Annotated in this window: 11 protein-coding genes and 1 pseudogene; 3 read left to right on the forward strand and 9 right to left on the reverse strand. The window is 46.2% G+C overall.

Going from position 1 to position 12,545, the window contains the following annotated elements:
* Positions 1-151 precede the first annotated feature (151 nt).
* A complete protein-coding gene (locus BS617_RS14590) occupies positions 152-1,264 on the reverse strand; it encodes a branched-chain amino acid ABC transporter substrate-binding protein (RefSeq protein ID WP_075173717.1) in 1,113 nt (370 codons plus the stop codon).
* 410 nt (positions 1,265-1,674) lie between these two features.
* On the opposite strand from BS617_RS14590, the gene BS617_RS14595 reads away from it, so the two are divergent.
* Genes BS617_RS14595 through BS617_RS14605 form a run of 3 tightly spaced genes read left to right on the forward strand, consistent with a single transcriptional unit; the run spans position 1,675 to position 6,046 of the window.
* On the forward strand, positions 1,675-2,817 hold the full coding sequence (locus BS617_RS14595; protein ID WP_075173718.1) for a WD40/YVTN/BNR-like repeat-containing protein: 1,143 nt from the start codon (positions 1,675-1,677) through the stop codon (positions 2,815-2,817).
* Positions 2,814-5,207, forward strand: a complete 2,394-nt coding sequence (locus BS617_RS14600; RefSeq protein ID WP_075173719.1) for an efflux RND transporter permease subunit — start codon at positions 2,814-2,816, stop codon at positions 5,205-5,207. The genes BS617_RS14595 and BS617_RS14600 overlap by 4 nt, the downstream gene beginning before the upstream one ends.
* Positions 5,207-6,046 carry a universal stress protein gene (locus tag BS617_RS14605; protein WP_075173720.1) on the forward strand — a complete coding sequence of 280 codons (840 nt, stop codon included), beginning with the start codon at positions 5,207-5,209 and terminating at the stop codon, positions 6,044-6,046. The genes BS617_RS14600 and BS617_RS14605 overlap by 1 nt, the downstream gene beginning before the upstream one ends.
* Before the next feature lie 137 nt (positions 6,047-6,183).
* Here the strand turns inward: BS617_RS14605 and BS617_RS14610 are convergent, their stop codons facing one another.
* From BS617_RS14610 to BS617_RS14645, 8 genes and pseudogenes are all read right to left on the reverse strand, one after another.
* Positions 6,184-7,497, reverse strand: a complete 1,314-nt coding sequence (locus BS617_RS14610; protein WP_075173721.1) for a glycosyltransferase — start codon at positions 7,495-7,497, stop codon at positions 6,184-6,186.
* A gap of 65 nt (positions 7,498-7,562) precedes the next feature.
* Complete coding sequence (locus tag BS617_RS14615; protein WP_075173722.1) at positions 7,563-7,835, reverse strand: YkvA family protein; 273 nt, start codon at positions 7,833-7,835, stop codon at positions 7,563-7,565.
* A gap of 63 nt (positions 7,836-7,898) precedes the next feature.
* Positions 7,899-8,105: a DUF3565 domain-containing protein gene (locus tag BS617_RS14620; protein ID WP_075173723.1), complete on the reverse strand. Its 207-nt coding sequence runs from the start codon at positions 8,103-8,105 to the stop codon at positions 7,899-7,901.
* Positions 8,106-8,154: 49 nt separating this feature from the next.
* A pseudogene (locus BS617_RS14625) lies at positions 8,155-8,508 on the reverse strand (aspartate/glutamate racemase family protein); the annotation flags it as partial.
* Positions 8,509-8,652: 144 nt separating this feature from the next.
* Entirely contained in the window at positions 8,653-9,255 is a 603-nt protein-coding gene (locus tag BS617_RS14630; RefSeq protein ID WP_075173724.1) for a nitroreductase family protein, read from the reverse strand.
* A gap of 171 nt (positions 9,256-9,426) precedes the next feature.
* Complete coding sequence (locus tag BS617_RS14635) at positions 9,427-10,614, reverse strand: HAMP domain-containing protein (protein WP_075173725.1); 1,188 nt, start codon at positions 10,612-10,614, stop codon at positions 9,427-9,429.
* Positions 10,601-11,296, reverse strand: coding sequence for a DUF8082 domain-containing protein (locus BS617_RS14640; protein WP_139303212.1), 696 nt, complete (start codon positions 11,294-11,296; stop codon positions 10,601-10,603). Before BS617_RS14640 ends, BS617_RS14635 begins: the two co-directional genes overlap by 14 nt.
* A 29-nt stretch (positions 11,297-11,325) precedes the next feature.
* Positions 11,326-12,309, reverse strand: coding sequence for a GTP-binding protein (locus BS617_RS14645; protein ID WP_075173727.1), 984 nt, complete (start codon positions 12,307-12,309; stop codon positions 11,326-11,328).
* Positions 12,310-12,545 lie beyond the last annotated feature (236 nt).

The raw sequence follows: 12,545 nt of genomic DNA on the forward strand, positions 1-12,545 counted from the left end.
CCGGTTAGGGGATAAGGGTGTTATCTGTTCCAGCAACGACTAAGGTAGAGTGTTGCCAGCGTTAACTCTTGAGTGCTTACAATGGGTAAGACAGCACAGTAAAAGAGTAGGTGTTTACCCAGCCGATAAGGCGTAGGTAAACAGCGTGGCCTTATTTGGCCGGTGTTTTAGTACCGTCGGCGTGCCAGTCATAAACAACAAAAGAGAACTCAGTTAGGTCACCTTTATCGTCAAACGCTAGTTTGCCAGTAGTGGTATCAAAGGTGTTGTTATGAATGTACTCAGCGACTTCTTCTGGGTCAGTTGAGTCCGCCCCTTTCATGGCTTCTGTCATGATTTGAACAGCAGAATAAGCAGGGAAGACGAATGCGCCTGATGGGTCTTCGTTTTTCGCTTTAATTGCTTCTACAATCGCTTGGTTAGCGGGGTCTTGATCAAAGCTTTGCGGTAACGTGACTAAAAGGCCTTCAGAAGCTTCGCCGGCAATTTTAGAAATGTCTGGGTTGCCTACACCTTCAGGTCCCATGAATTTAGCATTTAAGCCTTTTTCAGCTGACTGACGTAAGATAAGGCCTAATTCAGGATGGTAGCCACCATAGTAAATAAAATCGACGTTGTTCTTTTTAAGCTTTGCGATGAGTGCTGAAAAGTCTTTGTCGCCAGCGGTCACACCTTCAAACATGACAGGGGTAATGCCATTAGCTTCCACGGCATCTTTAACCGCTGTTGCTAAGCCTTCACCGTATTGTTGCTTATCATGGATGATAGCCATATTTTGGGGTTTAACGTTGTCGATGATGTATTGGGCAGCAAATGGACCTTGTAAACTATCAAGACCGATAGTTCGGAAGATCATACCGTAGCCTTTTTCGGTGATTGATGGTGAGGTTGATGCTGCTGTGATCATCAGAACACCTTCTTCATCATAAATATCAGAAGCTGGTTCTGTTGATGAAGAGCATAGGTGACCTACTACATATTGAACGCCGTCGTTAACGATTTTGTTAGCAACAGCGACCGCTTGTTTAGGGTCGCAAGCGTCATCATAAATAACGCTTTCTAACATGTCGCCATTAACACCACCGGCCTTATTGATCTGTTCGATTGCGGCCAGTACGCCAACTTTTTGCATATCGCCATACTGAGCAACGGGGCCTGTAGCTGGGCCAGCAAGAGCGATTTTGATCGTGTCTGCTTGAGCGGCTGTGCCGTATAAACACAGGGCTGTACCTACGCTCAGTAGGGTGCGAGTAAATGTTTTCATGAGTAGCTTACCTTCTCCGTCGTCGGTTTTTTATCAGATAACCGTTTGAGGGTGTTGTAGTGTTAAGGATACCTGTAAGAATTAACTACAAAGTCAGGTAAAAATCAATGTTTACTATAGGAAACAAAATCTATTAAAGCGGTCTTTGTCGGCTTGCTTTAGAATACGCTGACCTGTTTTGTTACTCTTTATGGGATTTTCTGTTATTGCAGGTTTTTTATGTACGTAAGATCCTATAACGGTCGAATTTTAACGTCATAACGGCCATTTCTGTTTGCCCAACAACCACGGTGGTTGAAGAGTGAACTACACTTTTGTCAGTTATATCGGGTTCGGCTTAACCAACCCCGGATAAAGATAATAATGAGGGGCTTATGCTCAATCTATGTCGTTTACAACGGCTTTTTATAATGCCAGCTGTTTTTTCGCCTGTTGGTGTATATATTCGTTGTTTGATGCTTGTCGTGTTCTTTTCATCATCGGCTAATGCTGATCGCTTGGACGCACCAGCATTAAAAACGCCACGTGCTACGTCCGGTTTATTGCTGGATATTGCTAAAGCGGGTGATCGTTTGGTTGCTGTTGGGGACCAAGGCGTGATTCTGCTCTCCGATACGCAAGGTCGTCAGTGGCAACAAGCGGATGTGCCAACCAGCGTTATGCTGACGGCAGTAACCTTTGTGACTGACTCTATTGGCTGGGCCGTAGGGCATGACGGTGTTTTGCTCCGCACCAGTGATGCAGGCCTTAATTGGCGTGTTGTGATGACGGGCAATGAGCTAAACGCGCTTCAAGTTGAGCAGTTCCAGCGTTTAGTTGATACCGGTGGCGATTCTGCAATGCCAGAGTTAGCCGTTGATGAGCTTAGTTATTATCTGGATGACGCCATTGTTGCTCAAGAAGATGGCCCCAGTTTACCTCTGTTGAATGTGTTCTTTAGCGACTCTGACCATGGATTTGTCATGGGCGCATATGGCTTGTTGATTGCAACACAAGATGGTGGCGATAGCTGGAAAGTGCTTTCACATCGTGTTCCTAACCCTGATCGTTTTCATTTAAACGCTATGACAGGCGATGCTCATTATCTGTATTTAGCCGGTGAGGCCGGTATCTTGTATCGATCTGGTGACCAAGGGGAGCACTGGGAAGCGCTTGATTCGCCTTACGAAGGATCCTTCTTTGATATCAATGTATACCGCGGTGAAGTGCTGCTTGCGGGCTTGCGGGGACACTTATTTACTAGCCCGGACCAAGGCATCACATGGGAGCAAGTGGCAATTGATACCCCCAGTACGCTTTCTGCCGTGGCCTCTCGGGATAACCAATCTCTGCTAATTGCTGGGCAAGGTGGCAGTGTTTTGCTGGGAGAGCAAAGCCATCGTTTACAACTATTGAACCAATCTGATCGTCGCGGTTGGAGTGCGGCCGTGCCTGTAAAGAATGGTTGGGTATTGGTAGGAGAAAAGGGCGTCAAATTAATAGATCGTCTGGGTGAGGCGATATCGCTGCATGCTAGCGAGCAGAAGGGGATTGCGATGAGGGCTCAGCCGTGAAAATTGCTTCTTTATTATTGGCTCCTATTAAGCTGTCTGAGCAAATCCTTGAGCGTCTTTTATTTGAGCGCCGTGTACCCGTTTTGTTTGTGTTTGCGGCGGTCACCTTGTGGTTGTTAAGCCAAGCGGTACAGATTCGCCCGGATGCCAGCTTTGTAAAAATGATTCCATCTAGCCATCCCTATGTGGAGAACTACTTAACCTACCGAGATGATCTGTCGGGCCTAGGTAATAGCTTGCGTGTGGTTGTCCAAGCAGAGCAAGGAGATATTTTTACAGCTGAATTTCAAAACACCCTAAAGCAAGTAACAGACGAGGCTTTTTATATTCCTGGGGTAGACCGTTCGGCCGTTAAGTCCATATGGACCCCTAACGTTCGTTGGACCGAAGTAACCGAGCAAGGATTCGTTGGGGGGCCTGTTATCCCGGCTGATTACGATGATAGCGAGCAAGCACTGAATAATGTGCGCACTAATATTTTACGCTCGGGGCAGGTGGGGATCTTGGTGGCTAATGATTTCCGGTCAGCTATGGTGCAAGTCCCGTTGTTGGATAAAGATCCAGAAACCGGAGAAAAGCTTAATTATCAGAGTTTGTCATCCAAAGTAGAGACGTTGCTGCGCGATAAATATCAAACCGACACAGTCACGATTCGTATTACTGGATTCGCTAAAATAGTGGGTGATTTGATTGATGGCGCACGCTCTGTCGCTTTATTCTTCGCTATTGCCATTGTTGTCACACTTATCTTGTTGTACCTCTACTCAGGGAGTGTAAGTGGAACATTAATCCCAATAGCGTGCTCGCTGGTGGCTGTTATTTGGCAATTGGGCTTACTGAAAGCGCTTGGGTACGGGCTAGATCCGTATTCGATGTTGGTCCCGTTTTTGGTTTTCGCGATTGGCGTTAGCCACGGGGTGCAGGTAGTTAATACGGTACGCCTAGAGCAATCATTAGGCGCTGAGCCGTGGTTAGCGGCTCGTCGCGCGTTTAGAGCCATTTATATACCGGGCCTAACGGCTTTATTGTCTGACGGCCTAGGGTTTGTAACCCTGATGGTTATCGATATTCAGGTCATTAAAGATTTAGCGGTGGCGGCCTCAATGGGCGTTGCGGTTATTGTGTTGACCAATCTTTTTTTATTACCGGTTTTGTTGTCATTTATCGGTGTGGGTAACAAAGCGGTGGCGCGCATGGAAAAGAGTCAAAATTCCGACACTTCGATGTGGCAGCCAATGACTTTTTTCGCAACTAAGCGAGGTGCGAGTATCGCTGTGGTTGTGGCGTTGGTGGCGCTGGGTGTAGGTTTATGGGGTAGTAAAGATCTTAGAATCGGTGATTTAGATGCTGGCGCCCCCGAACTTCGGGCAGACTCTCGCTATAACCTAGATAATGCTTTTATAAGTGAAAATTACAGCACGTCCAGTGATATCTTTGTGGTGATGGCCATCACACCTACGCAGGCGTGTACAAGTTACCAAAGTTTAGCCGGTGTGGAGCGCTTTCAGCAGTTCCTCACTGGTGTTCCGGGCGTGCAGAGCTCGATTTCGCTAGCGGATGTATCAAAGCGGGTAACGGCAGGGTTAAACGAAGGCAATTTAAAATGGCGCACGATTAGCCGTAATCAATACGTGATTAATGCATCGCTTGGATATGTTCCGGCGGGCTTTATGAACTCGGATTGCTCTTTACTGCCCGTTATTATCTTTTTGGATGACCATAAAGCCGAAACGCTATCGCAGTTAACTCACATTATTGATGACTATGCGATGGCGAACAATACTGATCAGTTACGCTTTGAAATGGCGGCAGGCAATAGTGGCTTTGAAGCGGCAACGAATCAGGTCATTGAAACCGCTCAATACGATATGCTGGCTTGGGTATACGGCGTGGTAAGTTTGCTGTGTTTGTTAACCTTCCGCTCTATCAAAACAGTCTTTTGTATTATCGCACCGTTGGCGCTGACCTCTTTGTTATGCCAAGCCCTGATGGCGTGGCTGGGCATTGGCGTGAAAGTGGCAACATTACCTGTGATTGCGCTGGGTGTAGGGATTGGTGTGGATTATGGTATTTATATTTATTCCCGACTCAATACCTATCTGGTTGAAGGAATGAGCTTAAAAGATGCGTATTTGGCAACACTTAAAACCACTGGTTCATCGGTTGCCTTTACCGGGTTAACGTTAGCAACAGGTGTTGTGCTGTGGGTGTTGTCGCCGATTAAATTCCAAGCTGATATGGGTATTTTGCTTACCTTTATGTTCCTTTGGAATATGTTGGGCGCATTAGTGTTATTACCTGCATTGGCTTGTTTGTTGAATGCTCGTTCAGCGGTAACATCAGCAATTAAAGATGGTTATCAAGATTCACAAGATAAAGGTGCACTCTGATGCTATTTAACCGAAAGATACTGGTTGCTTTAGAAGGAACGGATTCGGATGAAAAAGCGTTTAAACGAGCCGTACTGATTGCTGATCGTATGAAGTGCGCCATGGACGTTTTGTGGCTGAATGCACCTATGGCTGATCAGCCTATTATGCAGTTAATTACCCGGCTGCAGGTGGATGGTTTAGCGATTAATGTGCTGTATATCGAAAATAAGTCGTTAGTAAAAGAGGTACAGCGCCGCTGGAAAGATGATCACTTTTCATTGCTTATCAAAAGTTGTGATACGGACCACAGCGGTTTTTTGGCTCCGCTAGATTGGCAATTGTTACGTCAAACCCCATGTCCTGTTTTACTGGTTAAACGGGATAGTTTGTGGGAGCACGGCGCAATTTTGGCGGCGGTCGATCCTCGTGGTAAAGAGGAGAAGCGCAATCGCTTAAATCAGATGGTGTTGATGATGGCGGGCTTTATTGCACGTGAGGCTCAAGCGCCTTTGCAGGTAACCGCCGCTTATCCACCGCCTATGCTCGGTGCAGAGCTGGAAAACCAATCGGCTGAGTTATTAAAAAATGATGTGGAAGCCGTTGTTCATACATTACTAGCGAGTTCGAAAATGAAGCCTGCTGATGTGTGGATTGGTGAAGGTCCACCGGAGCATTGGGTGAGCCAAACGGCGAAAGAGAATAATGCAGCGGTTGTTGTTATAGGAACGCAAGCGCGATCGGGCTTAACGGGAGCGTTGTTAGGCAATACGGCTGAAAAGATACTCGATCGCTTAAGCTGTGATGTGTTGGTGCTTAGAGAAGGCGTGTCCGAAGGGCTACGAAACCTGCTATCCTAGCCGTTTTAACGGAATCATTAGGACGTAATATATGATAGTTCGGTTGCTTAGCGTTACGGCATATGCGCTTGCATTAGTCGCTTGTTCTCCTATCCCCGATCTTCCTGGGCCACTAGGTATTCCGGGGTTTTGATCTCTTACGATAATTTATTTTTTGCTTCAATCCATTGTGACATGTACTGCGTGCTTTTGTGGTGATGGTGTCTAAGCATTTGACCAACAAAATTATTTTTCCGGTGTTGAGCTAAATGCTTTTTATCGAGCATTTGGTTAAGCAGATAAAGCAAATTACCTTGGTTTTTAACGGTGTTAAATCGGTGATCTAAAATAGCTTGTGTTCGTGATTGAGCTTTCAGCCAAGTGGCTTCATCTTGATATAACTGCACCGCGGCAGCTGCAATGGCTTTTTCTGATCCGCCGATGGCTCCCGGCCATGCTTGTGAGCTGACCATCCCTTCCACTCCTATCGGTGTTGTGACGGAAGGCGTTCCGTTGCGCATGGCGTCCAGCAGCTTACCTTTAATTCCGGCACCAAAGCGCAATGGCGCGATAAGTACGCGAGCGTTCTGTATCACTTCGTCAGCCGATTCTGCCCAGCCTTTTACGTAAAAGCCGCTGCTGGGGTGGTTTAAATCCGTAGCTTTGGGCGGCGGATAGGCGCCGTAAATATGAAGCTCCGCTTGAGGTAAAGCTTGTCGTATTTTGGGCCAAATACGTTGTTTTAACCACAAAACAGCGTCCCAGTTAGGGGCATGTCTAAAATTACCAATACTGACAAAGTGCTGACGCTGTTGCCATGACGGGGTAGAAGCTGGCGCTGAACGCTCATGATTTATCATAAATGGGCAGTGCATGAGCTGCTGATAGGGGACGCTGAAATAGTCGGTGAGTAAGCGAAGCTCAACATCCGAGATCATTAAAGTAAGGTCACATCGATAAATTGAGGCAATCTCACGTTGTGCTAAATCAGTAGGGCTCATGTAATCGAAAAGGGTATCCATCTCCAAAAGAGGGGTGAAATCAACCTCATCCTTTGTCAGCTGTAGTTGCTTTTTAAGCATCTGATGCCTTGCATCGCGCAAGCTATGGAGGTCTTCCGTATCCAGCAGTCGGATGGCATCGGGGCAGGCTTTTTCTACTCGCCAACCAAACTGTTCTTCCATCATAAAACGATCAAAAAGCACGACGTTTGGGCGTTGTTCTGCAATCCATGTATCAAAGCTGGCGTCATTTAGGCTGATGGCGACTTCTTGGACATTCCACGGTGATAAGTCGGCCCTGTGGTCGCCTAATGAGGCGGGGCTAGCAAATGTTATCGTCCATCCCTGATTATGAAAGAGTTCTATAAAAGACAGCATATGATAGCCAGCAGCCGAGGAGTTAGGCTCAGGCCAAACGTACCCAATAATGACAATATGCAGTGGCTGAGATGGTGTTGAAGCGGCTGGCATATGCTATTACTTTCTCTATTAAAAAGAACAAGATAATAGCGCAATTAGGGCAAAGGGGGCAGTGCTTATCTTTGCTGATAGTCGTTTAAAACGTCAGTCGGAATCAGCTTGCGAATCATTTTTAAGCCAAAGGCTACCACGACCACATCGTCAATAAGCCCGAAGACTAACAGGAGGTCGGGAATCAAGTCTAAGGGGCTTATTGCGTATACCGCTAATAGGATAAATAAGAGCTTGGCAGACCAAGGCGAGCGTTTATCCCAGACCGCTTTACAGGTTGCCCAAGTATCGGATGAAAGCAAGGTAAAACCTTTATAGGCGCTGCTTAGTAGTCCCATGCTGTCCTCTTTTGTTGGCGATTTGATGTGTCATATTACTTTATTTGACAGGTATTTGAGGAGTTAATTCCAATCGCGAGGTTCGTTAGTGTCGCACTTAATGCAATTTAGCTGTGTGCCTAATTGGGAAGCCCTACCTTCGGGTGTGGTGACCCAAACTCGACTAGTCCATGGTGGATTGTGGCGCACGTGCTGGTTATGACCGCAGGCCAGTTCTGCGACCCAGTGATCTTCTTCATCGGTATGATAGCCTGCGATGGGTTGCTGCATAATGGACCCTTAGTTATTGACCAAGTGCTTTTGAGATGGCGGCTTTGGCGTGTATTCCCGCTGCTTTTAATGCTAGGGCTGTTGCGTCAGCTATGTGCAATATAGGAATGTTAATCCCCGATTGTATGGCGGGCGCGACTTTATGCATGGTGTTGGTGCAAATAACTAGGAAGTCAGCGCCGGCACGCTCTACCGCTTGAGCGGCTGACGTTAGAATATCGGCTGTTGCTGGCCAATCGCCTACATGTTGAAGTGCTTCTATATCGGCGAAGTCTAGGCTGTTCAAAATGATTTTGGCTGAATGCAGGCCGCCACGATCTTGTTTGATACCTTCATTGAGTAATTGATAATAGGTTTGAGTTGATTCCCAGCTCATGCCGCCGAGCAAGCCTATTGTTAACATAATATTCCCTTTGCCTGTTTGCTTAATGAGATGAGTGGTGTGGGCGCCTCACTATAAAAAAGCTCTCGTGTAGAGAGCTTTATACGGTATTTTGACGATAGCACTTTTAAAGCGCTTTTAAACCTAAGCGGTGTTTAATAGGCCTTAAAAAGTATCGGTGATAACAACATCAGTGAGCGGCAATTGACCGCCACGAGGATGGGCTTCTTTCGTTGCTTTGCCGATAGCTACAAACATAGAAATAACATGATCTTCAGGCAGCTTAATGAGCTTACCTACCGCGTCAAAATCAAACCCATCCATTGGGCAGCTGTCGTAACCCATAGATTTAGCTGTCAGCATGAGCGTTTGTGCTGCCATGCCACAAGAGCGCATCGCTTCGTCACGCTGTGTTTGTTCTTTGCCACGGTAGTAGTTATCAATGGCCGGAAGTAGGATGTCACGTGTGCCTTGGTCTGTATTGGCCCAATAGCGTTCGGGCTCTTTTTCCCAGGCTTTTAAATCGGCGCACATAATGACAAGCAGTGAGCTATCGGTGACTTGTGCCTGATCCCAAGCAGCGGCGCGGATTTGTGCGCGTAAGGCTTTATCTTTAACTACAACAAAACGCCAGTTTTGTATATTGAAAGCTGTTGGAGACAGGACGGCTAACGATAAAAGTTCGCGTTCTTCATCGGCTGTTAGTACGTGTTCGGGGTCAAAATGCTTTACTGCGCGACGGCTGGTAATGGCTTCAAAAGTTTGCATTGGTCACTCCATGATTAAACATATTTACACAGGACTGTAGCAGTTTGATATGACAGTCACTAGCTACGCCTCGCAATTCATTATTGCTTGTCTCGAACAGTTTATATGGTTCTGTAACGGGGGATGATAGCCCCTTTTGCTGTAACAGCGGGGCTATCTAATGTGGGTGATCTACATACGCATCAATAACTTGACGGACTCACGTAACCGTTCAAAGGCTTCTGCTAAGAATTGAATTTCATCGCGGGATTTGATTTCAATTGGGGTATCCACTTCACCCTTACTGAGTTTGTCGGCGGCGAGCGTGAGCTGACGCAAAGGGGCTGTCATTGATGTGGATAAGAGCCGTGCGAAAACAAAACCTATCACAGCCGCAAATAATATGAAGGCGACAAACCCAATGGTAAATGTGTTTAGGAGCTTCAGTGCCACTTTTTTCGGTGTTTCTGCAATCAAATATCCAAGAATATGTTGTTGCTCAGTGTCGGCATAAACGGGCAAGGATGTAATGAGACTCTGCTCGCTTTCTGTACTAGATAGGCTCGTCACTTGGGTGATGGAGTAGGCGAGTTCTGGGTAATCTTCGCTGAAAGAGTGACCATGGCTTAAATCATGAACACTGCCCCACTCTTTGGATTGATCACTGTGGCTGATATAAAAGCCTTCTTTGTTGATCAAGCTGAATTGCGTGGCATCATGCTGGTTACTTTGTTTGATGAGATCGATAAAGGCATTAGCGTCAACATTCATGATGAGCACAGCCACCAAGCGTTCGCCTACGGCAAATATGGGGGTGGCAAACCGAATTGTTGGTTGGTGAGGCTGGGCTAATTTACCTTCTTCACGGTTTAAATCGGTGGGGGAGACGTAGTACTCGCCAAAAGTAAGGGATTTTGCCGCTTGAAAGTGTGGACTGGTCGCTTTGTCGTGTAATAACTCTAAAGGGACCACGCGACTAGAGCCATTTTGTTCGTTGTGCTCAACGCGAATTAGCTCTTTGCCATCGGCACCAATGAGCCTGATTTGGTTATAAATATGGCGGTTTTTTATAATGCTAAGAAAATCCCTTGCTATGTACCGGCCGAGTGTTTCTTTCGTATTTTCATCATTGATTACTAGGGCACGGCCATATTCAAACATGGAATTGGCATCTCTGAGGTAAAACAAATCTCCTGGAACATACTTCAACGTATTTTCAATACCACTCGAAAGCAAGCGGGCTTGAGTTTGCGTATTTTGTATGCCCGATTGGGTAAGTGCGTCTTGCGTTGTCAGGTACGCAAAGACTGAGACCAATAATACGGGAATGAGAGCTGCCGTCAGCAGTGCTCGTTCTATTCGGCCTTTAATGGATCGCATTGGAAGACTCCGTTGTGGTGGCAGCGTTGATTAAGTCGGAAGCACCTAGTAAAAAGTGAGAGCGCTTCTCTGGATGTTCGATAAAGGATGCTATTCGGCTAGTGAGTAATGGCAGTCGGTAGGTTGATACCTCTCCTTCGTTGGTCCAAATAACATATTCACGTTTAAATAAAATTTGCGCTGCAGGACCCACTTGCTCGGATAAAAGTCGGATGATTTGTTTTAACGTGGGCTTCAGAGCCTCGCTTTCATCCGTACCATGCGTAACATTACTGTCTGTTCGCTCAATGTGTTTTGTCATCGTTACTGATGGCTGCATAGCAGATGCGGGCTTTATGTTGCCGTCATCTGATTGGGCAAAGGCAATTAGGTTTTTTGCCGCAGAGCGAATAGCGGTGCCAATTAATGCTTGATTGATGTTTGGCTCTGTCATTAATACAAATAGGGTGTCTTCATTCAGTTGGAAGCCAAGTAGGCGGCTATCATTCATTTCTATTTGTACTTCATTATGGCCTTGCTGTAGTGCTTGAAGAGCGTCCAGCATTTGCTTAAAAATACGTGCCGTATTGAGTAAATTATCGTTAAACATCGCTGGGAAATTTGAGGCGCGCAGCCTGTGTTTATGTATCAGGCAGCTGTGGCGTACGCCACCTAGGATCTGGAAGTTAGATAAAATGTTCATGTTTAGAGGCTTCTTCGAGTCGGCTGTGATTAAGTCCACTGCAGCATGTCTTCTACTTGCTGCTTCAGCATCCGTGCCGATGTTCGTTGATTGGCAATAATGCCAAGTACTTGATCCTCTTCAATAAATACGTTGATTGATGATCCTTTTGGGCTTTTGATTAAAATTGATTTGGCTGGGTCAAACTGAGTTGTTGCATGGAAAGCAGGGATCATTCCTGCCATGAATCCAATGTATTCTTCGAGTAATGGGTTATCAAGTGACGAGGTCAGCACGTCGCCCATATCGTTGGCGAGCACGGCACCTTCTACGCCTTTAATCGTCATCACATCATCCACGATAGAGTCTTTCATGATGAGCTTATCTCCTAAGTAATCGTTGACCATCAAAAGTGGCGGTTCTTGAGGCGTATCATCGGGTGAAGACGCCAATATAGGCATGTCCTGTGATTGCTCGAGTAAAGAGGTCCAACAATCGCTCGCTATTCGATCGGTTAGTGCGTGTTGCACAAGGCTTAATACTGACTGGCGAGAGCGCGCATCAAAAAAGTGGATATCGGCCTGGATGCCTAGTTCATCAATCCATGCTTGATAGTGTGCTAAAGAGGGTTCGCTTCTGATGTCTGATTGAGTAACACCAATGAGTAAGCCTGTTCGTTGAATCAGTTGGCTAAATTCATCTATGTAAAACGTTAAATCGCGCTGCGGCTGATTCCGTGTGTTGTCCAAGAGCAAAATACATTTGTTAGCGTCGTGAGCGAGATCCGAAGTTAGAACATCCCACATAAAGTTAAATCGGTACTGACCGGGTGCACCGTAAAAACGAATGTGGTGTTGATCACCTAATGTTAGTTGGCCGTAATCTAGTGCGACGGTTGTGGTTTGCTTTCGGTTGCCCGTGATGTCAGATGCTTTGACATCAGTTGATACCGCATCTGAGCCACTCAATGTGTTAATCGCGGTTGTTTTACCGGCGCCGACAGGCCCAATTAAAACTAATTTGTGGCTAATCATGCTTAATTTGTCCGAATACATTGGGGATTTTGTTGGCCCAAACTGACTAAGGGCGGGATTAGAACACCCAAAGATGACAGTTTTATGACGCGGGTGTGGATGTTATGTTATTTATCGAGCGGTTGGTTAATAAGTAGGCGAGTGAATGTTTTTGTTAGCCTAAATGCTGCTTTTATGTGCTTTAACAATAGCTATGTCAGGCTTGTGGCACTATTTGTTAGTTATATTGGTTTCTT

The sequence above is a fragment of the Neptunomonas phycophila genome, assembly GCF_001922575.1.
GTDB lineage: Bacteria > Pseudomonadota > Gammaproteobacteria > Pseudomonadales > Balneatricaceae > Neptunomonas > Neptunomonas phycophila.